This window comes from Flavobacterium sp. B183 (assembly GCF_023539155.1).
Lineage (GTDB): Bacteria > Bacteroidota > Bacteroidia > Flavobacteriales > Flavobacteriaceae > Flavobacterium > Flavobacterium tructae.
This window is the reverse complement of the sequence record NZ_CP097434.1, coordinates 5136708-5162235: the sequence shown is the minus strand read 5'-3', so window position 1 is coordinate 5162235 and position 25528 is coordinate 5136708. Positions and strand designations below refer to the sequence as shown.

The window sequence follows — 25528 nt, the reverse complement described above, 5'->3', positions numbered from 1 at the left end:
TTTGATGTTTTAAATAGAACTGTCTGTACTTTCTCTTTTCAGGATTTCGGTAAGACTTTCAGTGGTTTGTGATGGATTTAAAGGAGTAATGTTAAAATTTCCAATAATAATGTTGCCTTCGGGTTGCTGCCCCAAAGGGTTTTTAAAATTGCTCATGTCTGGTGCCGAAGGTATTTCTCCTAAATCTCTGGATGTAGAATTCATGATTGATTTGATGTTTAAAGGTTGGTATTGCTGTTTAAGATATTCTCAATAGATGAGGTAGCTACTTTCAGGATATTCCCGTAAGTAAGCGGTGTTTTTATATTGATTTTGAGAGTGCTAGCCGATTTTATTAGCAGATGTAAAAATAAGGCACTGGGAGCTGGAAAACGAAAAATCTGCTCCTCGTTTTCAGTAGTTTCAGTAGATAGGTTTTGTGGCTAAGGCTTTTATTCTGAGTGTTTTTCTTTAAGTAATTGGAAAAGATTTGCATTCTAATTCAAAAACAAACCGCCAAAAAACAAAAAGTTTACGGCGGTTTGGGGGATTGTTTTTGTACTGCTTAGAAATTAGTTAATGATCTCTGTGTCCAAATGGCCCTTCGGGTGCTGATATAATGAAATCTGGCTAGTATTCGATTTTTTCTCTACTTACCACGATCATTCATATTGATGCTGTTGTTTCTGCTCTTGCGCTTCCTAGAATGTCTAATAGAGTGGAAGGTTTAATAATACTATAATCGAAAAATTGAAGTATGTATAAGACTGAAATGAAATATACGTATTTTCTTCAAAAAAAAGTAACGAATTAGTTTTAGTGTGAGCAGAGTTTAAAAGCTGGTTTAGTAAAAGCAACATTAGAAGACATAACTGTCCTCCAGTGCGGGCTTTGATGCTACAATTAAAATCTATGAGAAGTTTTTAATTATAGTAGGATTATTTTTTAAGTTCCAACTAAGGAAGTACTCTGAGCGTTCGAGATTCACGATTAACCAACATATTCGGTAATAAAGCAGAGTGCTAAGTAGGTATTGATGACGTATAATTAATTGCTTGTACTTTCATGATTTTATAATTAGGTTAATCTTCGGTGCAATGCGCCAGTTGAGCTATTAATATAACCATATCCAACAGACACGCCTCCTGCTGCTGCTTTGGCATCATCTTCATATAGACCTAGTGATGACAAGTCGTATTCGGAAGCTTTTAATGTTCCCGCGATTTTTACAAGTGCAGCACCGTCAGTAGTAGTAGTTTCAACGGTAAAAGCATCATAAATGGCTGAATCGGTGTAGTTTTTTAATCTAAACCTAAACTTATTGACCGATGCCATACCATAAGTCGAAACAGACTCAAAATCAATATATCTGTTTCCTCCGGAAAAAGTTCTTTTCAACGAAAAATTATTTTCCAAATAAGTCCCAAAATCAATCATATTGGCATCTACAGGAGCAAGGACTAATTTTTTAGGACTAAAAGAGCCTATTATAGATAAATTTCTATTAATAATTAAATCTCCGCCAACTGTAACTTTTGAAATTGCATCTGATGCAGTAGTTTCAATGGTAAAAGCATCATAAACGGCTGAATCGGTGTAATTTTTTAATCTAAACCTAAACTTATTGACCGATGCCATTCCATAAGTCGAAACAGACTCAAAATCGATATATCTGTTTCCTCCGGAAAAGGCTCTTTTCAATGAAAAATTATTTTCCAAATAAGTTCCAAAATCAATCAGATCATCATTTACAGGAGCAAGGACTAATTTTTTAGGACTAAAAGAACCTATTATAGATAAATTTCTATTAACAATTAAATCTCCCCCAACGGTAACTTTTGAAACCGCATCTGATGTAGTTGTTTCTATGGTAAAGGCATCATAAACAGCTGAATCAGTATAGTTTTTTAATCTAAACCTAAGCTTATTGACCGATGTTGTTCCGTAAGCCGAAACAGATTCAAAATCGATATATCTGTTTCCTCCTGAAAAAATCCTTTTTAATGTAAACGCATTTTGTGCATAATTCCCAAAATCAATCATATCACCATCAATAGGTGATAATGTTAGTTTATTAACAATACCGCTTGAATTACCGTAAACAGCCCATGTATCTGTGCCTATTTTTTCAACAATAAAAGTGTCACCATAAGTATAGACAAGATTCTTTTGAACAAAAGTTATTCCGGCTCCCGCAACGGTAACAGTCCCTGCGCCTTGCACTGTATAAGAAAACCTTGCTCCAACAGGTACAGCTACAGCAGCATTGGTTGGAACTGTAAAAGCAACAGGATTGGTGTTCGTGAATATATTTTTAGTTTTGTAGTCCGTTAAACCAATAGTGTAAGATATTCCTGGAATACTATTAATACTGAGTACCCATAAATTAAACTTCGAAATTGTCCAGTCATAAACCGCCTTTACACTTCCATGTTTTGTGGTAGATGCTTTGTCCGCTTCAATGTCTTGAGATTTGTTAGAAACATTCTCTTTCAACAAATCTAGTTGTTTTCCCATCTCAGCCGTAAGCGACTTGGTAACACCACCCGTTGTAAGGTCATTTACCAAAATAGTTGATAAATAAGTTTGAATATTTTCAATAGAATCAACGATTTCCTGTACGGTGTCTAAATTCACATTGTCAGAAGTCAAAAGTGTATTTATTGCAGTAATTTGAATTTTTAACTGCTTACCTTGCTCAGCTGTTAATGCCTTGGTTGTTCCGCCAGTTGTAAGGTCATTTATAAGTAAAGTACTCAATGAGGTATTAATTGTATTGACTTGGTTTTGCAAAATTTTTCCCTGTTCTGCTGTTAGTACAGCATCACTTCCGCCGGTCACGAGATCGTTGACCACATTCAAATAACTAGTTAGAACTTTAGAAAAGTTGTCTAGTGGTGCAAAGCCCCCTGCAACACCTTTTTGATTTTTATCTTCTTTAGTATCTAATAATGATTTTTCTGCTTTCTCATTTAAGATCGACTCAATTGATTCAATTGATGTAATTGGGATTTTTTCCTCTTTATGCCAAAAGCTTTGCCAGGAATCCCAAAATTCTTTTTGAGTTGGTTTTTTGCCGGTTTTGAACCAGCTTAGAATGGTATTGATATTTGTGGCCATAGTGTGTTTGAGTTGATTGTGAAATTAGATTGTAAATGTTTAGAAAATGAATATCTCACTGTATTGAATATGCTGGAATCAGAGAATAATTTAGAGGGATAGAAACAAGGAAATAAACCTTCTTTTTTTTAACAGTTTCAACAGAAAATGTTGTGTTTTGAAAAAGACGTTACCTCGTAATTACTGCGATTTTGGTTTGTTCCTATATTAAAATTTTAAAGTTACTTAGTGGGGATATTAAACAATTGAGGCGGCAATTTGCAACCAGCCAGCTGACGTATTTTCGTAGATCAAAGCTCCGCTTGAAATGGAATTGCAATGGACGCGAAAGCCCGGAATCGCATCAGGGTAGGAATTATCGAGTTCCGTCAAAGAGAGATTTATTGTTGTTGGGTTGTACGTAGCCAAATCTTCTCGGTACATTAGATTGTAATTTCCGGATGCTTTGTTTGGAAACTTTACATTTAAGTTACCGTCTTTCAAGTTTCTCAGACTTAAGTTGAGAGATTTTCTTCCACCATCCCATTCGAATTTTAAATTGCCATTTGCCAATAATAATACTTCCTCATTGTTGTTGTATGTCTGCACTAAAGCTGTAGGCGATATTGATCCGAAGTGATTTCCTTCCTTAAAATCTATAGTTCCACCTGCTACTCTTGTGTTTGATGTTAAACCTTCTGAATCGAGGGTAAATTCACCAGTTGCTCTACCTTGGTTGTCAATCACTGTTTGCAAATTAATTGGCAAATTGATATTACCAGTGATAGGATCTGGAGTTATTGAATTAACGGATACTGGTATTACTTGTTTAACCCCACCCCCATTTACAGGACTAGTTGCATTTGTATACGTTGTTCCGGTTCCATCATAGGTGGGTGAAAATATTAGTCCTCCGGGCTCTATGGAATTCACAAGCTTTATTTTATCACTGTTTGCTTCAAATCTTGAGTGATCTTCATTATTTTCAATAGTGTTACCTGTAACATCCATCTGATTAGTGAACGGATTTGAATTCATACTTATGTTCCCGTTGAAAATAGATAACCTAGGAAAGGAGATTACAGAGCGTGAGTTTAAAATATTTCCGTTATCCAGAGTTTGTTGCAATGTCTGTGGTATATCAGCTAGCGTAGCGATTGTATGATCTCCTACTTTATTTGGAATGGTCAATACAGAGTTTCCTGTATAATTATTTTGATCTTGAAATTTTAAGGTAGTATGCCAAAAATCACTAAAAGATCTTACTTCATATGAAGTAGGATTAAAAGGAGATCCTAAAGACCAACCTGTACCTGATATCGTATTTTTAACTCCGAGAGTTAAACTACCTAATATTGCATGAATTTGTGATTCTGTACTAGGATTGGTATTCCTGACGGAAAAACCTCCATTTGATATCCCTACACCTATATCTATAATAGCACCTGGAGTACTAAAGTGATAGTCTCCACCATTATCTAAAACTTGTTGCAAGGTTTGAGTAGAACCATTAGAAAATTCACTTCTGGGAACATGTTTAACTATTTTGTCAGCTCCGCGTACAAGAACACTATCTAATTTATCTTCACTTTGAGGGACAGAATTAAGTTGTAAAGGTTTGCTGATATGGTGTTTTGATTCTTTAGGATTTGTATTTTTCATTTAGTTAAATTTATTTTTGAATAACTTTTTAAGTAATAATTGTTACCAATCTTTATGATGGTAAGAAAACAGTATTATTATTTCATAGCGTTTTATTCTCGGTCTTCGAAGTATGGGAGTATAAATTCTTCTGAATCTTCCAAACTACCAGTAGTATCTATTAATTTAATGATAGTACCGGAATCAAGTCCAAGCCATGATTGTGGATATGTACCATGAAACATTCCATTGGAGAATTCGAGTTCTTTCGGTCTTTTATACTTAAGTGTAATTCCGTCATAAACACCATGACTGTGAGATCTTAAGAATACTTCATTATTAAGTTCGTAAGTCATAGTGTGATCGTTAGTATTGTAAGATAGAATTCTACCTACGATATTGTTTGATTTCGTAAAACTGCTCATCAAACTCGTATCTCCACCATAATAGGTTGCTTCGGATAAGAAATTTCCCTCACAATATCCTATAACACTATCTCCGATTTCTAATTCATCAGCTGTATTAGGATTAACTTTAAAAATGATAAATCCTTCTGATGGAACTATTTTAGATCCGGTTAATAATTTGTCAATCCCTTCAACATCCTTTACAGGAACTTTTTCGTCTTTATGACGAAAAGAATCCCAAGTGTCCCAGAATTGAGTTTGTGTTGGTTTTAAACCGGTTTTGAACCAGCTTTTAATAGTGTTTAATGTTTGTAAAGCCATGTTTTTTCCTTTTTAATGATATAAGTAAGATTGATCTAAGAAGTTTTTCAAGCTTTTCTTATCTGGTATTTTGGGTCTTTTTTCCATGTTTTTTAATAATGTTTGATGGGATTGTGGGTAAATTTTAAAGTTTTGAATACCTATAGAAAATAGGATTACTTAATTTTTTTGAGGGTGTAAAAGTAGAACAGAAGAATACTAAAAAAAGAAAAAATAACCTTCTCTATTCAGTAGTTTCAGTAGAATGGAAACTTACTGAAACTACTGAATACAAGTGTCTTGAAGTTTTAAAAAGATAAACTAGGAAATTACTTTTACACTCAGAAAAATAGCTACCAATGAGTAAAAATGTAATTCACAACTTCGATATTTTAATACAAGACAGCGCTGATGTTAAAAGTGCTGAACATCTAACCGATGTTATGATAAAAGAGCTGGCAAAAATTTCAAAAGAAATGAGTCAGCAAAAGGATATAGAACAATTATGGCAGGAGCAGAAGAGCCAAAACCCTTCTGTCAACAACTCTAATTTCTCAGCAGAAGGGGGCGTGAACGATACGATTGCTAAAATAGGAAATAACACAGCATTATCGGTAAACAATATTCCTTCGGTTTTCGGAGAAACGAGGCAAACTTTTAATACTTCAATCGGAGAAGGCGTTGCTGATACTATCAACAGCACAATGATGAGTACTGCCTTATCAGCTAACACTACTTCTCCGATACTCGGAGTTGAAGAGGATGCTTTAAATTTAAGTAAAGGTGTAACGAATCAGATTTATTCTGGTGTGGAGGCACAGCAAATGCTAACGATACCGGAAAAATTGCAAACAAACGGTGAGCCCACTCTGGAAGCTGTTAAAGAAGCAATCAGAAAAAAAATAGAGCAGGCTAATGCTGCAAATGATAGAACAGCAGTAGAATATTGGACAAAAATTTCTAAGGCTTTTGATGAAAATAAAGGAGCATCTATTCAGGATTTTGACGGTAAACCAAATCATACACTATTTACAGAAATGTACGTCGCTCTAAAACAATTGAATTCCGTAACAACAGCCCAAAATTTTAATTGGGAAATCGTTCGTGAAAAAATGATTAAAGCAATTGATACCAATATCTTGCTGGGGGAAATTTCTGAAGGAAGTAAAAAACGCTGGAAAATAATCCAACAAGAATTACAGAAAGACAGCACCAATGTGGCTAATCTTTTTGAACAATATAATGAACTGTTTTTATTGCTAGGACAAGTAGAGGGACTGGATGACCTGCCTGGTACAATTACTATAACCACTAAAACCAAAATTTATCCTAATTTAAGTGCAGATAGACTTTATGGTAAGATTGGAAAAGAGGCTGTCTATGTATTCTTAAAAGAAATAAGCAGTGAAGATGTTCGCGGAAGTGCAGTATATAGAAATGCTGTAAAAATTAAAGATACAAACGCAACTTCATTTATTATAGGGGAAAGTCTCGATTTTTTCCTTGATGAAAGTTTAATAAACCAAAATTTATATAAAAAAGAGCATATTAACTGGATTGTTTACAAAAAGAGAAAAGGTAAAAAAGACGAAGAAACTATTTTTGAAGACGAGGGTACATCCTTTAGTTATAATTTTGACGCAGAAGGGGCTTATATAATCGAAGCCTATGGACAGGAGCATGGAGCAAACAAGAAGAAAAGTAAAAAGTCATTCGCTTTTACAGAAGTAAAAATAGTGGCTCAGGAGATTGTAATTTTACCTCCTTTTACAGTTAAAGGAAGATTGGTAAGACCTTCTGCAAAAGAGTTTTTATTTAAAACAGCTTTAAAACATCCTAAAATAAAAACACTAAATCCGTTAAAATTTTATTATCAAATAGAGACTAAAACTAATAATAAAGGAATCACAATTTCAGACGAAAAAGAACTGGATTCGACAGGAAACATTAGATTATTGATGCCTGATTTAGGAACATATAAGATTAAAGTAATCAGTAAGGATCAGTATGCATTGACGCAGGAGTTTGAAGTTTCAGCAATTAAAAATGAAGTGACTAGCATTGGTCTTGCTCAGGGAGAATCCAATAAAAATGTCTTTTTATTGGGTGGCTCAAATAAGACTTTTAGGTTGGAAGCAAAAACTTTTAAAATACCTCCTACAGATGAAGAAAAAGAGGATGTAAAATGGATCGTTTATGATTCTAGTAATAAACCATACTTGCCATCAGGAGAGGTCTGGTTTACTGAAAAAGGCATTCCAAAAAGAAAGTATTTTCAGAAATGGGAGTCTTTTATTATGGCTATCCCCAATAAAGAAGGGCACTACACAGTAGAAGCTTTTAGCGACATAGCAAAAGGTGTCGATGCTAAAGCTACTTTCAAAATGGAAGTACAGCGTCCGCAGGTCACTGAGGCGTATTGGGCCTATAGTAATGGTGACAAAAAAGAAACTTCCGGTTTTTCAGGAGAAGTAAATCATGTAAAAGCAAAGATTCCGGGATATGACAATCAGAAAGTGAGAATTAGTTTTTACCTAAACGGCAGTAAAGAGCCTTCTTATTATAACGACACTACAACAGATGGAAGTGGGGAAATAAACAAGGTTATAACTTTTGATGATACTTTTCAGAGACGTTTTGGGGTTCAGGAGGGAAAAACGGCGAAAATTAGTTTCAAATTAATGGGAATACAAAATGACAGATTGTATCCATTTAAGAGAAATGCCGATGTTAATACCACTGCGGTTTTAAAGGTTGCAACGGGTGCAAACATAACAGCTGCCTATTTTCAGTACGATGGAAAAAGAGTCACGGCACAGGATGAAATTCCTCTTAGTTATAGCGGTGAATATGTAAGTATTGTCGTCAAAACGCAAAACATGATCGGTAAAGAAATTGTACTAACATCCCATAAAGCAAGTAAAGAACCAAATTTTAGAAGTAAAGTAAAAATAGATTCAGAAGGAAATGCATCAGCGACTTTTAAAATAACACGTCGTAAAGGTGCAAAAATTGGCGAAAAAATGAGTTATTATGTGGGTATCGAAGGACATTCTACGATGCATGTAGGTTATAAAGGATTGAATATGGTTGTGGGAGAGGCGATAAAAACTAGTAAGATTAGTAGTGACATAAAGTTGCAGGAAGCTAGAATTAGGGCATTTTTAAGAATGATTAGAGTTGGAGAAGGAACGACGACAAATAAGGGGTATGAAAAGATATTTGGAGGAAGTTCATTTATTGAAGATTATAAAAAAACATGGGAAGATCATCCAGGCATAGTTATAAAGGCAAAGGGAAAAGATTCTAAAGGAAAGGAAAAAACATATTATTCAAGTGCTTCTGGTGCGTACCAAATTAAGAAAGATATTTGGAATGATTGGGGAAAGAAATTTAGAGAATTTTATGATATCAAAGATTTTTCTCCAGAATCTCAAGATAAGTTTGCTTTAGTAATTCTAAAACATAAGAGAGGTAATGATGTTATTAGGTTAATAAGAGAAAATAAAATTGAAGAGGCGGTTAAATTATGTCAGGGAGAATGGGCAAGTTTACCAGATTCACCACACGGTCAGCCAACCGTTTCCTGGAAAACGGTAATGACTGAATACAATAAATTTTTGAATGAAGAATTACATGGGAAGTCTCCATTATCTATAAAGGCTGGATTTTTAAATGATCTAGGATATGGTGATAATCAAATAAAAGAAATTTCTAATGATGTTAATCTAAGATTTACTGGATCCTCTGCTGCTAGAGCTGATTTATCTTTTAAAACTATTAATGTCTTAAAAGAAGTGGCAAGTATATCTAAAAATTATACGATAAATATAACTAGTACGAAAAGAGCTTCTTATGATCAGGCAAGAATTATGTATGAGAATTGTGAAAAAACAGGCGGGAAATATCAAAAAGATGAAGTTTATAAAGATATAGGTGATAAAATTATTGATGTTTATATATTAGAAGCTGAAATAAATAAAAAGAAAAAGAAATTGTTATAAAAAAAATGGAAGAAAAAATAGTCGAAGTCGGATCAGAAAATGTTTCTAAACATCTTGGAGATTATATCTTTTTGGAAACGTTTGATATTCAGTACTCAATTTTATCTAATCCTAAAGATTTTAAAAAAGCATTTGAAAGAAGAAAAGAATTAAATCATATTTTGTACGAACCAAAAAATAACTGTTACCACATACAGATTAATCAATAATTAATTTATTTTTGGAAAAAAAACATGAAAAAAATTAACATAATAATTTGTCTTTTATCTCTCTCTTTTTATGGATGTCAGGATCAAAAAAAAGAAATCCATGAGATCAAAAAAAATGAAGAAATAAAAACTTCAGTAAATGAAAACAAAATTGCACCAGTCAAAAATGATGCGTTGTATGATTTTTTAGGAAAATACATATATAAGGATAGCGCAAACCCAAATGAAAATCTTCTTTTAGTATTAAAAAAAGTTGAAACTAAAAGTATCCCAGATTTTGAAGGAGCTTCGTGGGAAGAGAAGAATGAAAAAGGAGAAAATGTTAGTATGACTCTTGCAGGATTGCTTTATGGGAATACAGATTTGTTTGAGGAAGCGAGAGAAGGCTATGCACCGGGTTTTTTTGTTGTAAATGTTCAGGTTGAGCCATTTAATGATAACTCATTAAAAGTAAATGTCACTTTTGATTCTTCAGATGTTTTAGAAAACCCTGTTCAACCACCAATTGAATCTACTAAAGAAGCTTTGCGAAAAGGAAATAAAAATTGGGAGATAACAGAAATGAATATTGATAGAGAGCTTATTTTTGAGATAAAAAAATCTAATGAGTTAATACTTAAATCAGATTTTAATTTGGAGGATAAGATATTTAAAAGAATAAATTTATGATTATTCTTTTTTGGTAGCTTTTGTCTTTATATCCAATACTAAAGCGCACACACCTATAAATTCCCCTTATCCGCAAAAGAATAATAACTTTCTGAGGTAATAATCAAATGATCGACTACAGCAATGTCTAAGAGGGTTTCGGCATGTTTGGCTTTTTGGGTAATCAATTTGTCAGCAGTAGAAGGCAGTGTTTGGCCCGAAGGATGATTGTGTATCATGATAAGAGCAGAAGCATTTACTTTTAGCGCTGCGGCAAATATAAATCTAACATCTTTCGAAGTTCTGAATATATTCTACACGAAAAGCTTTTTGAAGGAGAGAAATTGAGTAAGAATGAATGTATTCCTGAAGGCAGAACTGTAAATATTGAAATAACAAAAAAGCTGCTTCAAATAATTGAATGCAGCTTTTTTAAATTTTATAATAAAGATAAAATTCCTTTAAATTCACTATTTAAGCGAAGTCAAATAAAACTCCGGGAATGTTTTTAAGGGGGCGTTGGTGGCGATGTCAAATGCTATGTGGGTGCACATTCCCGCTACCAGCCAGGATGCAATAGGGAGTTGGGGAGGAGACAGGTTTTTGTTTTCTTTTTTGTATTTGTCCAGAATTTCTTCCAGCCATTTTTGTGGATTTTCCCAGTATCTCATGTATTCTAAAACATAGTCAACTACATTCACTTCGCTAAATTTTTCATCTGGCTTTTTTAAAACTTCTAAACCTTCATCATCGGAAATGACTAAGACCAATGCGCCCCATCCGAGGTTGTAGGGATGTAAAACCGGAATGTTTTTTTGCTGACAAATCGAATCGAATATAAGCGGAACATCAGAAGTAAAATCCAGAGCGTTGATCGCAATTTTATGGTCGGTAATGTAATCGCCAACATTTTCGGGTGTTAAAAAACAATTGTGGATCGTGATTTTTGCCTGACTGTTGATAGCCAGTAAGCGTTCTTTAAGTGCCTCTACTTTGGGTTGTGCAATATTGTGTTCGGTATAATTTTGTCGGTTTAAATTGGACAATTCGACAACATCACCATCGATTATGGTTAAGGTTTCAAAACCTAATCGCAATAAACATTCAGCAATAGCACTTCCGATACCTGCTCCGCCTAATAATATCGGAGTATTTTTTATTAATTCCTGTTCTTCCGGGCTGATGTAAAGCCTATTTCTGATATGCCTTTGTTCCATATTTATTTTTTAGAAGTTAAAAATTTGTTCTTTTGACAGAGATAAAAGGGAGTAACAGGAATCCTTAGAATTTATCAAAACTGTTAATTTATGAATCTGCATCAAAGCTAAAGTATCGAAAATAATATTAATATTGAAGCATAAAAACTTAATAATTATGATTTTAAAATGTGTTCGTGCACTATAGCTTCGCGAGGGAAATTGTAATAAAATTTCTGTTTCAGAGTTTGATGATCAGTAATAATAAAAAAAGGAGATACCTGAATATCTCCCTTTGTTGTGGTCGTAATCGGACCACGATTGTGCACAACGTTTAAAAAATGCACAGATGTAAAAAATGGTATTTTTATTTTTGAAACTTAGCAATACCGGATTTCAGCCATTGCTCATATTCAGTGATGTCAGGAGTATATCCAGTAGGTTTGCTCAGCTTTTGCTCTTTCGTATCTAATAAAATATAGTACGGCTGCGCATTTGCTTTGTAACGGGTAATTTGAAAATCGCTCCATTTATTTCCAATGGTTGTGATCTTTTTACCCGTTTCTTTAGAGACATATTGTTCTTCAAGAGGTAATTCTCTTTTGTCGTCAACATATAAAGAAATTAAAACGACTTCATTGTTTAAGATGGATAAAATACGAGGATCAGACCATACATAATCTTCCATTTTTCGGCAATTCACACAGGCAAATCCCGTAAAATCTAAAAGGATAGGTTTGTTTACACTTTTGGCGTAGGCAAGCCCTTTTTCATAATCCGTGAAAGCCATGATGTCATGAGGACCTTTGTGTGCTCCGTCTGGTAATACTTTTTCAGCTGATGAGGTGTTTTTTCCAGCCCCACCCACGCCATACGGAGATTCGCTATACGTCATTGGAGGAGGGAATCCGCTGATTAATTTCAAGGGAGCACCCCACAATCCCGGAATCAGATAAATGGTAAATGTCAATACGATTAATCCAATTCCCAAACGGCCTACCGAAATGGATGCCGTTGGAGAATCATGTGGCAAGGTTATTTTTCCAAATAAATAGAAAGCCAGCGTACCAAATATAGCGATCCAAATGGCCAGGAAGATTTCTCTTTCAAACCAGTGTAGCTGTAGCACTAAATCGGCATTAGATAAAAATTTAAAGGCCAAAGCCAATTCCAGAAAGCCTAGAAACACTTTTACGGTATTGAGCCAGCCACCAGATTTTGGCAATGTATTTAACCAGCCCGGGAACATGGCAAAAAGCATAAAAGGCAATGCCAAAGCCGATGAGAAACCTAACATGCCCACAATCGGTGCAATTCCGCCTTTAGAAGCTGCTTCAACCAGTAGAGTTCCTATAATGGGTCCCGTGCAGGAAAAAGAAACAATGGCCAGAGCCAATGCCATAAAAACGATTCCAATGATCCCGCCTTTATCTGCCTGCTGATCTACTTTATTGGCCCATGAATTGGGTAACATGATTTCGAATGCACCCAGGAAAGAGGCTGCGAACACAATCAGTAAGATAAAAAAGATAATATTAAACCAGACATTGGTAGATAAGGCGTTTAAGGCATCTGCACCAAAAATAAGTGTAATTACCGATCCCAGAAATACATAGATTAGGATGATTGAAATGCCATAAATAATAGCATTTTTAATTCCTTTAGCTTTCGTTTTACTTTGTTTGGTAAAGAAACTTACCGTCATGGGAATCATCGGAAAGACACAAGGGGTAAGCAATGCAGCAAAACCGGATAAGAATGCAATAATGAAAATCATGTATAAATTGGAATCCGTTTTTTCAGATTCCGGTTGTTTTTCTATAGCGGAATTTACTGTTGTTTTCTCTGTTTTCTCGTTTGTAATGTCAGCTGCCTGAATTTCTTTCGCTTCAAGCGTTTTGAGATTGAATTCAAAGTACTTGGTTTCGCTAATACAATTCTCTTTACATACCTGATAAGAAAGCTCTACCTGTATGACTTCTTTTTTCGGATTGGTCTGCTTGATTAATTGGGTAAACACAGCTTTGTCCGAAAAGAAAATTTCATCTACACCAAAGATTTCATTAAACTTTCGGTGGGTTTCGCTTTCGGTTGCTTTTCCAATAAGTTCATAATTGTTTTTGGAATCATGAAAAAGGAATTCAGCCGGAAGCGGACCATCTTCGGGAGTGAATTGCGAGTATACATGCCAGTCTTTTTCAATAGCTCCTTTAAAAGAAAGTTGATATTCCGAGTTGGATTTTTTCTCGATCGAAGCTTCCCATTTTACAGGATTTATAATCTGCGCCTGGACTTTGGCAAAAGCCAAAAACAGGAATAACAAATAAATTATTTTCTTCATTTTATAGGTTTAATCAGAACGATTTGTTCCGGTTGTAATGGGATTTATTTACTTCGTTACATTGAAAAAAGTATATTCCAGTTTCAGAAAAATACCATCGGTTGCCATACGCTGCATAGAACTGTACAACTCTTTTTTGTAAGCTAAGTCAATTCTCGCCTGACTGTTGATGATAAACTGAATCGAAGGAACTACATCCAGGTACGATCTGCCATTTTCGGTAATGGTTTGTCCGGTAAACTCCAACATTGCATTAATGTTCGTCTGTTTGTAACTGGTGTATTTTTTAGGATGCATTAATTTACCCACAGAGAAGGTATAATTTATGGCATTTTTACCCAGCATATCCGGAAAGCTGTAATCGGCATTGTTAAGAGCACGCACATAGCTTACGGAAGAACTTATAGCTACTTTATGAAGCAACTGTGTGGCAACCAAACCGGCTTCGTAGCCTGAATTTCCGTTTGCCAGATCTATGGCTTCCTGATTAAAGTAAGAGTTATTGTAACTGTATCGTCCAAAGGCAGCCATCCTGAAATGACTTTGCAAATCATCTGCCGAAAAGAATCGGTACTTGGCATAAAAACCACCACCTTTAAGGCCCAGTCCATTGTCCTGATTGCTTAAAAAAGCTGAGGTACGAACCATTAAGTTTTTATTGATACCCCAGGTAACTTCCGGGGTTAAATTGTACATGGAACCGCTTTCGAGTTTCTTTTCCATTAAGGATTGTCCAACACGAACTCCGATAGAACCCGCCGGAGCATTACTGGCAGGTTCGGTTACTACAAATAATTCTTGTGCTTCAATTTGATAAGAAACCAGAAATAGGAAGATTATGGATAAATATCTCATTTTTAAAGAGCTTTTAAATAATAATCATTCTCATTTTCAGTCGCGTAATCAGGATATTTTGAGTACGACTTAAGCAGTTTTTTATACTCTTTTTGCGTCACAAAACCTTTGTCTAAAACTCTGTACTTCCCTTCGGCATGTGCTACAGGTTTTTTAATATCGATAAAAGTGTAAGTAGCATCATCGATTTTCAGAGTGGTATTGTCCTCAATTTTGTCTACGTGAAATTTTGCTGTTAAAACTAGTGACCCAACAAAAAAACCGGCTTTTTCAACTGCTTTTTTCAGGACTTTAGGCTCCAATGAATTGTCCTTTTTAAAATAAACGGTAAACGTATTGGTATTTAAATCGGTACTGATACTGTCTACTTCTGTAAAAGCTTTCAACTGTTTGTTTATGGCATTCGAACACATCGAACAGGTTAGTCCTGTTGCGATTATTTCGGCTTTTGTAATTTGAGAATAGGAGTTTACACCTGTTAATAATAGGATAAGTGTAAGAGCTATGAATTTTATATTTAGGGTTTTCATCTTATTTTTTGTTTTTTTTAATTTGAGCAATTATTTGAGCTTCTGTTGGATTGATGGCAACTAGTTTTCCTGATGCATCAAAAAGAAAAGCAGAAGGCAGCGCTTCAACTCCAAAAGTTAGAGCTGTTTTGGCTTCAAAACCTTTTGAATCAATTAATTGCTGATGTTTCATTTTGTCTTTTTCAATGGCTTTCAACCATTTTGTTTTGTCGTTATCGATTGATATTCCAACGATTTCAAAATTCTGATCTTTATATTGATCGTACATTTTAACCAGTTTTTTGTTGGCCAGTCGACAAGGAGCACACCAGGATGCCCAGAAGTCTACTAAAACCGTTTTTCCTTTAAAAGAATTTAGTTTGGTTGTAGTATTCTTATTATTTTGAAGCTGAACATCCGGAAAACTATCTCCCACTTTTATTTGTGCATTTGTCATAGAAACAGCTGCTACAAGGGTGAATAGTGTGATTATATTTTTTATTTTGAACATGATTTCTTTTTTTATGTTTGCTCGCAATTGGTTTTAAACAAAAAGGTTACGAACAAAATGGTTTTTAATGATGCGACGATGAAGTACTTTGTTTTTTATCGCTTGGTTCTCTGTCGTATTGACAACATCCGTGTAGTTCGTCATAAACCGCATTTGGAGCCTTAAATTTTTCATTATCGTATCCTGCATCAGCTATGCGTTTTAGAATGGCATCAAGATTCGTTTTTTGAGCATCGTAAGTAATAGTAGCGATTTTGGTGTCTTCGTTCCAGATTACTTTGGCTTCTTTATTAACGTTTGCGGCAGTCTCGATCACTTTTTTGCACATGCTGCAGTTACCGTTTACTTTTACTTTTTCAGTGGTTTTATTTTTAATTTGAGCGCTGGCGAAAGTAACTGATAGCAATAGAGACATTGCCATCAATAATTTTGTTATTGAGTTCATTGTATGTAATTTTTTTTGGATGAATTAATCCTAAAGCACAGCAGAAATTATAGCAAATACAGCTATCTCTGACAATAGATTAAGATTAAAAAATAGTTTTGAATTAAAGCCTTAAAAAAGACTTTTGGATAAGACAGACCTTTGGCCGTCACAAAAGAAATCTAGCTTATTTTAGGTGGAAGCCAGATCGAACGGAAATCTGAAGAAATAAAGATTTCTGAATAAAAGTAAGTTTGTTTTTTCTCAGAAAAACCAAAAAGAGAATGGTTTTCTACCTGAAAGATTGTCATTGGCGAAAAACCACAGCTACTGGTTGGCGTACAGGAATTCCCCATGCAGCTCTTATCACAGCCATGTTTTTTGTCTTTCGAATCTTTTTTGCTGCAACAATCTTTTGCTGCAGATTCTTTTTTGCAACATGACATTTCTTTTTTTGTTCCATGTGCATACGTAAACGTTGGTCCCATCAGGAAACCAAGTGTAACGAATAGCAATATGTAAAACTTTTTTGTCATAGTCGATGACAAAGATATTTTTATTTGTCGGGTTAGCTTGTTAATTTTTTTGTAAATAATTTAGAAAAAACACAAGATGGTAGGGTTTTCTCTTTTGATGTTCATATACTTTGATGCATCAATTCTAATTAATGTTTTGCAATTCAGGCAGAATGAATACCTGACATTAAATAGCAAAACATTAATTAGAACTAAAAACCAGCAGTTGAAATCTGATCGGTACATCAAAGTTTTTGTAAAATAAGAAGTCGTTTGTAATTTGGAGTTTACTTTATTGAAGATTGATATTGACTGTACTTCCGTCTTTGATAATTTTCTTAACGATTACTTTTTTGCCTTCAGAGATTGTTATTTTTAGTTTTTTATCGACTCTTTCCACTGTAATATCAAAATCATGTTCAAATGCATTGATGTGGCGCAATTTCATCATGGGCCAGGATTTAGGAAGACGGGGAGTGAAGTCAAACGAGTTCAGCGCTGTAGGTCGGATACCAAATAATCCTTCAGTAAAAATTCGGCAATACAATCCGCTTTCTGCCGAAAGATGACGCTGATCACCTTCGGGATAGGCTTCTACAGGGTAGGGAACGTGATCACCTAATAAACGACGGTTCGAATAGTAATGCAGAAAATCCAGTGCTTTGTCTGTTTCACCAGCGGCGAGAACACCTCTTAGGGCATACAAAGTCGAACGATCCCAGAAAATTTTGTCACCCGCAATACTGGCAAGTCCGTCTTTGGTCCATAACCTTGGTGAGAATAAGGCCTCAATTGTTCCTTCTTTTCGGTCGTAAATGCCCATCGTGAGCGGGGTACAGATCCAGGCTCTTAGAATATCATTTTCTTTGTAGTATTTGTAGGTTTCAAAACCTTCGACTTTAGCGCCGAAATACTTCTCAATCGCTGCTTTTAATTTTTCAGCTTCTTCTTTATAGGTTTTAAGCTGTGCTTCGTTTTTTCCTAAAGCTTTGCCCAAATAAACAGCAGAATTCAAAGCATCATAATATAAGGAAGAGGTATTTAAATTGGCCTTTCCGGCAGGAAGACGGCCTTCGAGCTCATCAGAATCGGATGTTACGATACCATCAGAATTTAATTTTCTATGGCAATACTCCAGACACCATTCGATCAGGGGCCATAATTGTTTGGCTTCATCTGCATTTCCTCTTGAAAGAGCATAACGCGAAGCTCCATAAGCAATCATTGCTCCGTCGCCACGATCACCGGCTCCGTCCCAAATATCAGTTCCTTCGGCTACAATCGAACTCGGAATAGGTTGGTATTCTTTGTTCATAAATTTTGCAAATTGCAAATAAGCATTTAAGGAAGCCTGATTGCCATATTCATATCCTAAAAAAGGAAAAAACGGACCTATATATTCAGCCTGATCATTGGCCCAGATAGCAGCATAGTAAGATTCTCCTCCAGGGCCGTGCATAGGACCGCCTTTGGTTTCAAAAATACTTTCGGAAGCTCTGATTTTAGCAAAGGCAAATTCCGTATTCAAAACGGGATCCGGTGTTTCTAAGATCAGTTTACTCCATATTTGATTAATGAATTGAGTACGTTTTTCTTTTTCTTCTTCGGCATTTACAACAGGAATCTGCTCGTTTGTTTTGACACCCGAATAGAAAACAGAAAAACTAACGACTTCATTGGTCTTAAGATTAAAATTCCCGGAATTAGAGAGGTCAACATGTACAGCATAACTGCCTTCTGTTCCTTTTGACGGATCTGTGGTATAAACGGTATTCGATTTTGGAATTTCTACGACACAGGTTTTTTCAGATATGTTTTTAAGGGTATATATTTCGAAATAACCGGCTAAAGTTGTCGACGGGAAAAATTGTCGGGTCAATTCCAGTGTATTGCCGGCTTTACTCTTAACGAGTAAGGTTCCGTCCAGAGTTAGTGAAGTCACCTTTTCTGCCACAATCGGTTTGTAGTTTACGGTTACCAAATTAAAACCGTCCTGTGCAAACCTTCGTGTTAAACTGGCATGAGTATTATTAGGGATGGTTCTGAGCATGGGCCATACCAAGCTGCGGGTAGCATGGAACGAACCATCCGCTGCAACGCCATACCTTAGAACGGCCGAAATCTTCTTGCCACTCATTTCGATATGATCGTCATGCGGAATATTGTTACTGATCTGCCAGGAAATAGTTCTGTCCGGATTGATTTGCCAGCGTCGGTCTTCCTGCGAAAATGTTTTACCCATTATGGAGCAAAAAGCGACAAGGACGAATAGAATGTGTTTTTGTTTTTTCTCAAAAAATCTCTTCATTAGAATTGTTTTTTATGGATGTTGAATAATTACCGCCAGCAGCTTGTTATTTATCGTATTAGTAGTATTTGTTTGTGTTGTTTTTAGATAAATTTTTTATTGGTTTTGTTTTAAAGACGTAGTTGCTTTTTGTCCTGAATTAACAACTGTTCGGTAATTTTCGATGTCATCTTTTTTCTACTGGCGGTAATTTTCATTATTTAAGAGTACAGTTTTATAGCTATTGTTTAGTCCAAAAGTATAAATGTTCTATTCTTTAAGGAAGCAGTTCCTACCGGTTTTTTTGAGGATGCTTAGAAAGCAGCGACAAACAGGAAAAGTAAAGTGGGTAATATAGGAATAGGAATTAAAAAGTTAAGATTGGTTTGCTATGAAGGTTTTTTACGTTTTACGAAAATAAAAACCGATCGGATTGTTCAACAGTGAGGAAAAAAGTTGAGGTTACCTACAATACAAAAAGGACCGGAAATAGTAAAGTTAAAAGATTAAAAATACCGTTGTTGTGAGGTTCTTTTCGGGCTTTGAAAAATTCGCTTTTTGAGTTAGGAGAAATATAGGTTTTGCTTCGAAGAATATAAAATGATATTTCATTAGATTTTTTACTTTATTAATAGTAATGGTCTTTTATAGAATAAAAACAGGGTAATATAGTATTATAATTATAGGTATAATGTTGTTTAAGAAAAACGCTTTTTGGAATAGATCAGAACAAACTGGTAGGTACCGGTGTGTACGGATGCTTGATTGTTATACTTTTGAAACTCACTTTAGATTAAAGGAATAAAATAAAGAATACCACAAACCAACCATAAGAAACAACCATTTACTATTATCGAACCCTTTTTATGAAAAAAATACTATTTCTATTAGTCTTTACATTTCTGTTTTGTAAAGTTAATGCGCAGGAGGAACAAATTCAGATCGAAACTCAAAATACGGCTTTGATTTTAAAGGTAGGAAAGAATGGCTTGCTGTATCAGTCTTATTTAGGGACGAAACTAAGAGATAATTCTGGATACAATGCGGTTTCGAAAGAGAGTACCAAAACATTTGTCGTTAACGACGGAAATCCGCTGGTTAATTTAAGACATCAGGCTTACCCGACTTTTGGAACAGAGAATTTGTTTGAACCCGCAATTCGAATGACTCATAATGATGGTAATCCCTCTCTGGAATTAAACTATGTAAGCCATAGTACACAAAAATTAGATGCTAACATCACCGAAACTAGTATCAAACTTAAAGATCCTGTATATCCGGTAGAAGTTACACTGCATTATAAGGCTTTTTATAACGAGAATACAATAGAACAATGGACTGAAATTGTACACCATGAAAAGAAATCGGTTGTCTTATACAATTATGCGTCATCAATGCTGCATTTTGATGCCGATCATTATTGGCTTACTCAATTTCACGGAGACTGGGCCAAAGAAACTCGCATGCAGGAAAGTGAGTTAACGAGTGGTACCAAAGTAATTGATTCGAAATTAGGGGTCCGTACAAATATGTATCAAACACCGGTTTTCTTTCTGTCTCTAAATGCTAAAGCCAATGAAAATTCGGGTGAACTTGTGGCGGGAACGATTGCCTGGTCCGGAAATTTTAAGTTTACTTTTGAATTGGACAATAAAAATTCGCTTCGAATCAGCTCCGGAATCAATCCGTTTGCTTCTGAGTATAATCTTCAGCCGGGAAAAGTATTCACAACACCGTCTTTTATTTTTACTTTTTCGAATAAAGGAAAAGGGCAGGCCAGTAGAAACCTGCATTCATGGGCCAAAAAATACGGAGTGAAAGATGGAGAAAAATCCCGTCTGACCTTATTGAACAATTGGGAAACAACTTTCTTCAATTTTGATGAAAAGAAATTGACCGACATGTTTGCTGATTCCAAAACGTTGGGTGTTGACATGTTCTTGCTGGATGATGGCTGGTTTGGAAATAAATATCCAAGAAGCGGTGATAAATCAGGGCTTGGAGATTGGCAGGCTACTAAAACAAAGCTGCCAAATGGTATTGGTTTCCTGATGCAGGAGGCTGAGAAAACGGGAATAAAGTTCGGAATTTGGATCGAACCCGAAATGGTGAATCCGAAAAGTGAATTGTACGAGAAACATCCGGATTGGGTATTGAAATTGCCTAATCGACCGGAAAGTTATTACCGTACCCAATTGGTTTTGGATTTATGTAATCCGCAAGTGCAGGATTTCGTATTCAAAACAGTAGACGATATTATGCAGACAAAACAGGGGGTAGCTTTCTTTAAATGGGATTGCAACAGAATGATGACTAATGCTTATTCTGCCTATCTGAAAAATCAGCAGTCACATTTGTTTATTGAATACACCAGAGGTTTGTATAAAGTTTTGGACCGCATTAAAACGAAATATCCAAATTTACCCATGATGCTTTGTGCCGGAGGAGGAGGCAGAACCGATTACGGATTACTTCAATATTTTACAGAGTTTTGGGCAAGCGACAATACCGATCCTATCAATAGAGTATTCATACAATGGGGATATTCGCAGTTTTTTCCGGCCTTCTCAATTTGTAACCATGTAACTTCCTGGGGAAATCAATCCATCAAATTCAAGACAGATGTGGCGATGATGGGTAAATTAGGTTTTGATATTAATGTAAAAGAACTGAAAGAAAAAGAATTGAAATACTGTCAGGAGGCCGTAGCCAATTACAAACGATTGAGTCCGGTAATTTGGCATGGCGACCTGTACCGAATGATTTCTCCTTATGAGGAAAGCCGTGCCGTATTAATGTATGTGAACGAGTCAAAAAGCAAAGCGGTTTTGTTCTCTTACACGCTTCATCCACTTTATGATCCGCAATATAATCCGGTGCGTTTTCAAGGTTTAGATCCAAATAAAACTTATAAAGTAGAAGAAATAAACCTAATGCCCGAGGCAAAGAAATCAGTCGAAGAATCCGGAGAATCTTTTACGGGAGATTATTTAATGAATGTTGGTTTACGGGTTTCTTCGTCTAAGGTCGAAACCAGCGTTGTTCTCGAAATTACTGAATTGTAGTTAAATTAGTTTTTTGTATAGACGAAAAGCCTTTCGATGGAAAATCTCCATTTTGAAGGGCTTTTTTATTTTGATAATGAGGTAGAAAGGAAATAGCTTCAAATGAATAATTATTACCAGTTGGGTGTTTTGAAAAGTAATTGCCACAGATTAGTAGATTAAAAAGATTCGAAAATCTGCAGACTCGAGCGATAGCGAACAGTCGAAGCAATCTGTAAGATCTGCGTCTGAAAAAAAATCTTAGACATAGAAACATTTAAAACCTGTCGGGTTTGACTATCAAATGTAAAAAAGCATCATAGATTATAAGGAAGCAGTTTAAAAAACCGCAATCTTTCCCGTTTGCACCCCGCCCGAACTTGTTATTATTTTGTAAAGATAAATTCCTGATGGCGTATTTTTCAAATTGATACTATTGATTTTAGAAAGAAACGAAGAAGTAATAATATTTTGTCCGTTAACATTGTAGAGATAAAAAGTAGCAGCTTCCTCTTTTTTGGCTTCAATATTTAATTCTTCATTTTTACTTAATAATGTTGGGTAAATCAAAAACAAATCATCACCTAAATAGTTAGCGTCAATAATTTGGGAACTTACGGTAGTATTGCTCCCTAATAGTATATTGATTTTATATTTATTACTGCCTTTTACTGGTGTTGTATCCAGAAAAGAAAATGTTTTTGATTGGATGTCGTTTAGAGTACTGATCACACTTTCGGCTGAATTATTAATCTTCACTAAATCTATTCTTTTGATGTTGTACAAGCTAAAAACACTGGCGCTGACCTTTATTTGGTTCTCCTCGAAAACTTCAGCCAAAGTCAATTCAAAGTAGCAATTTGAGTTTTGATCGTACTGTAAGGTCGATTCACTTTTTATTCCTTCGCTATCATTTATCACAGGAGTAACCGTATAAATCTTCCCGTCAGTATAGGCATAATTGTTGTTCGTTATCTGTTCTTTAAACTCTAAACGATCATTGGTCAGTTGATAAATTTTAAACGAAGCAACATCCGCAGGTTTGTCCCAATTAATTTCTGTTGTGCCATCGCATACTAAACTGGTTCTAATGTTTAAATCATAAGAAACCGTAAAGGGATCCGAAACATAATCTGTATTGCCAATGGTCATTTTTAGTTTAGCTTTCGAGAATTTTTTCTCTGCAGGTGTGTACGTAAACTGCTCATTATCTAAATTGATACTATTTGCTATAATTTCCCAGGTTTGACCATCATTATAACTGATCGATAATTGACCAGAGGTACCGGAAAAGGAAGAACTCCATTTGAAAGGAGAAATTATTTTCCCATCATAAGGGAAATTATCATTAGCAACTGGATAATTCCATTCAAAACGATTTTCCGTTTCATATTCATAGGCGATACTGTAATCCTGAGAAGCATTTGAGACGTACGCGCCAGTAACTGTAATAGTATAGGATCCGGATGTAGGATTTTCAACCGATACCTGCTCGATAGTATTCAGTTTGTCTTTTCCTTTAGTGGCAGGTTGCTGAGGATTTTCAGGATTCAGAACCCAGGGTAAAAAAGTAGTAGAATCGGCCGAAATAACTTCGAGATCTAAATCGTTTACCAAACTTATAGCGCTGTTGATCGCTGCGGGTAAGTCGTTCCAGACTAATGTTATTTTTAAGTTTTTCGCATTAGCAGGAACTGTAATGGTATGTGAGTTCGTTTGACCGGAAGCCAATTTATCGGTTATAAATCTGTTTTCACTAATCGTTTTCAGACATTTATCAGCATTGATGTTGCCATAACCATAGGTGAAATCAGGACCGGGGTTACCCAAATCTTTTGCACTATTAATTAGAATGGCCTTCGTTAAGGCATTAGACAAAGCAGTATTATGTATCGTTTTATACTGTTGCTTCATAAGAGTAATAATCCCTGTGGCCAATGCAGTAGAATTGGATGTCCCTTGCGAGCTGTAAGCGACTAATTCCGGTTTTATTCTGCCATCATAAGCAGGACCCTTCGACGAAAAAGACAGGATGACCTCATTCTGATCTACACAACCAAAGGCAATACTATTTTTAGATTGTTTGAAATTACCGGTAATAGATTTAAAGCCTTCCAATCCTTTGTTACCCGAGGAAAAACAATGAGTCAAATCGGGATTTAATGCCAATTGATTGTCGTAAGCATTTGCGAGTGCTCCATAAAAATTCTCAATCACGGTACCATAAGAATGATTTTGAGTGGTGGCGCCTTGTAAAGTTGCTATTTCATCAGGATAGAGATTCAAAAAGTCAGACGATTGCAATTTTGCTTTTATGGCGACCCCTTTTCCTAAAACAGAACTATTTCCTAATCCGGAAACTATAGTGGCCATAGCTGTTGCATGGCTGGATACGGTAGAAGATTGTGTTGAGGAAGGAATATGTTTATGGAAGAGATCAATATCTTTTAGATCGAAAAGGTCATCCTTGATAGAGGCAATTTGATTTTCGCCTGTGAGAAGAGGAAAATTAATAAGTGCTTTATTTACGGCATTAATAGTGAAATTTTGATCCGTTATTTTTGATTCGCTTTCAGGTTGCAGCGCTTCTTGTGAAACAGCCCTGACACTGCTCAAGGGAATAATCTTGTCAAGAATCATTTTGGAATCACTTTCCAGGATTACAAGATGATCATCAAGTATTTTAATAATAGAAATGTTTGCCAGCTTCAAATCAGCAAGCAATGATTCAATAGCATTAGTGGCTATAATGTATTTTTTGTGTTCTTGATGATTTGAAAAATGGGATGGCAATTTCCACAGATTATTAACGGGAAGTATCTCTTTCAACGATCGATTGTATTTTGAATTTTTATTTTCAACAATACAATAGGTAGCGTCTAATTTTTTTACAATAGTATACTGATTGCGATGTGCATTTTCTATAGCGGTAAGAGAGTATTTTTCAAATGTTCCATTATTTTCTTTCTTTAAGTATTGTTCCCATTTTTTTGTGTTTTGCGACAAACAGATTGTCGTCACTATAAAAAGGAAAAACGTAATTTTTATCTTCATTTATTGTAGGTGTTAGGGCAATTGCAGCCATTTTGATCAATATTTTGACAAAACCGCCTTTTTTAGCGATATATTACTTTTTAGTTTAAGATAGAAATCTTTTTTAAACACTTCTAATTGACTCGAATAGCATCACTAAAAAATCAAAGTTATCAAAATATTTGTAAAAATTTTATTCCTTTTTATTTCGTTCGGAATTCGTGATTTTAGAAGGTTAAGTCCACTTTTAAGAGTTTTCAGTTGTATTTCAAAGCTGTTGAAAGTTTATCAGATTCGTTTTCACCCGCGAAGTATACGAAATCTAAAATTAATAATTTTGCAGGATTTGTTTTAGAGTAATACGTTGATTTGTAATCGATTGCTTGTTTTTATTGGGCTCATAGTGAATTTTATGCGATTACCGCATAAAAAACAGGAAAATAATTTAACAAAATACATTTAATTTGTTAAATTATTGTTTTTATAAGTATTTTAATACTAAATCTATGTAGTTTTGACAATAAAG

At 35.1% G+C, this 25528-nt stretch carries 17 protein-coding genes and 1 pseudogene; 4 read left to right on the top strand and 14 right to left on the bottom strand.

Annotated elements, in window-relative coordinates; all coding sequences use genetic code 11:
• Nucleotides 1-9: 9 nt before the first annotated feature.
• The 4 genes from M4I44_RS21065 to M4I44_RS21050 form a co-directional block, all read right to left on the bottom strand.
• Nucleotides 10-204 (bottom strand): hypothetical protein, encoded by a 195-nt coding sequence (locus tag M4I44_RS21065; protein WP_249966004.1) that lies wholly within the window; start codon nt 202-204, stop codon nt 10-12.
• An 852-nt stretch (nt 205-1056) separates the two neighbouring features.
• Complete coding sequence (locus M4I44_RS21060; RefSeq protein ID WP_017498037.1) at nt 1057-3099, bottom strand: hypothetical protein; 2043 nt, start codon at nt 3097-3099, stop codon at nt 1057-1059.
• 237 nt (nt 3100-3336) lie between these two features.
• Complete coding sequence (locus tag M4I44_RS21055; RefSeq protein ID WP_249966003.1) at nt 3337-4740, bottom strand: hypothetical protein; 1404 nt, start codon at nt 4738-4740, stop codon at nt 3337-3339.
• A gap of 92 nt (nt 4741-4832) precedes the next feature.
• Nucleotides 4833-5447, bottom strand: coding sequence for a hypothetical protein (locus M4I44_RS21050; protein WP_249966002.1), 615 nt, complete (start codon nt 5445-5447; stop codon nt 4833-4835).
• Between the two features lie 338 nt (nt 5448-5785).
• On the opposite strand from M4I44_RS21050, the gene M4I44_RS21045 reads away from it, so the two are divergent.
• Genes M4I44_RS21045 through M4I44_RS21035 form a run of 3 tightly spaced genes read left to right on the top strand, consistent with a single transcriptional unit; the run spans nt 5786 to nt 10308 of the window.
• Nucleotides 5786-9430 (top strand): glycoside hydrolase family 104 protein, encoded by a 3645-nt coding sequence (locus tag M4I44_RS21045; RefSeq protein ID WP_249966001.1) that lies wholly within the window; start codon nt 5786-5788, stop codon nt 9428-9430.
• A 5-nt stretch (nt 9431-9435) separates the two neighbouring features.
• Complete coding sequence (locus M4I44_RS21040; protein WP_249966000.1) at nt 9436-9639, top strand: hypothetical protein; 204 nt, start codon at nt 9436-9438, stop codon at nt 9637-9639.
• 24 nt (nt 9640-9663) lie between these two features.
• On the top strand, nt 9664-10308 hold the full coding sequence (locus tag M4I44_RS21035; RefSeq protein ID WP_249965999.1) for a hypothetical protein: 645 nt from the start codon (nt 9664-9666) through the stop codon (nt 10306-10308).
• Nucleotides 10309-10361: 53 nt separating this feature from the next.
• Here M4I44_RS21035 and M4I44_RS21030 read toward each other — a convergent pair.
• From M4I44_RS21030 to M4I44_RS20990, 9 genes and pseudogenes are all read right to left on the bottom strand, one after another.
• A pseudogene (locus M4I44_RS21030) lies at nt 10362-10589 on the bottom strand (JAB domain-containing protein); the annotation flags it as partial.
• 168 nt (nt 10590-10757) lie between these two features.
• Entirely contained in the window at nt 10758-11504 is a 747-nt protein-coding gene (locus M4I44_RS21025; protein WP_249965998.1) for a ThiF family adenylyltransferase, read from the bottom strand.
• Between the two features lie 346 nt (nt 11505-11850).
• Nucleotides 11851-13824, bottom strand: a complete 1974-nt coding sequence (locus tag M4I44_RS21020) for a thioredoxin family protein (RefSeq protein ID WP_249965997.1) — start codon at nt 13822-13824, stop codon at nt 11851-11853.
• A 48-nt stretch (nt 13825-13872) separates the two neighbouring features.
• Nucleotides 13873-14679, bottom strand: a complete 807-nt coding sequence (locus M4I44_RS21015; RefSeq protein ID WP_017498050.1) for a hypothetical protein — start codon at nt 14677-14679, stop codon at nt 13873-13875.
• Between the two features lie 2 nt (nt 14680-14681).
• Nucleotides 14682-15209 (bottom strand): heavy-metal-associated domain-containing protein, encoded by a 528-nt coding sequence (locus M4I44_RS21010; RefSeq protein ID WP_123923531.1) that lies wholly within the window; start codon nt 15207-15209, stop codon nt 14682-14684.
• Between the two features lies 1 nt (nt 15210).
• Nucleotides 15211-15699: a TlpA disulfide reductase family protein gene (locus M4I44_RS21005; protein ID WP_249965996.1), complete on the bottom strand. Its 489-nt coding sequence runs from the start codon at nt 15697-15699 to the stop codon at nt 15211-15213.
• Between the two features lie 64 nt (nt 15700-15763).
• Nucleotides 15764-16144: a heavy-metal-associated domain-containing protein gene (locus M4I44_RS21000; protein ID WP_249965995.1), complete on the bottom strand. Its 381-nt coding sequence runs from the start codon at nt 16142-16144 to the stop codon at nt 15764-15766.
• Between the two features lie 161 nt (nt 16145-16305).
• Complete coding sequence (locus M4I44_RS20995) at nt 16306-16638, bottom strand: hypothetical protein (protein WP_249965994.1); 333 nt, start codon at nt 16636-16638, stop codon at nt 16306-16308.
• 292 nt (nt 16639-16930) lie between these two features.
• Nucleotides 16931-18946 carry a hypothetical protein gene (locus tag M4I44_RS20990; RefSeq protein WP_249965993.1) on the bottom strand — a complete coding sequence of 672 codons (2016 nt, stop codon included), beginning with the start codon at nt 18944-18946 and terminating at the stop codon, nt 16931-16933.
• An 845-nt stretch (nt 18947-19791) separates the two neighbouring features.
• Between M4I44_RS20990 and M4I44_RS20985 the strand changes: the two genes are divergently transcribed.
• Entirely contained in the window at nt 19792-21990 is a 2199-nt protein-coding gene (locus tag M4I44_RS20985) for an alpha-galactosidase (protein WP_249965992.1), read from the top strand.
• A gap of 318 nt (nt 21991-22308) precedes the next feature.
• Here the strand turns inward: M4I44_RS20985 and M4I44_RS20980 are convergent, their stop codons facing one another.
• Nucleotides 22309-25023 carry a S8 family peptidase gene (locus M4I44_RS20980; RefSeq protein ID WP_249965991.1) on the bottom strand — a complete coding sequence of 905 codons (2715 nt, stop codon included), beginning with the start codon at nt 25021-25023 and terminating at the stop codon, nt 22309-22311.
• Nucleotides 25024-25528: the final 505 nt, after the last annotated feature.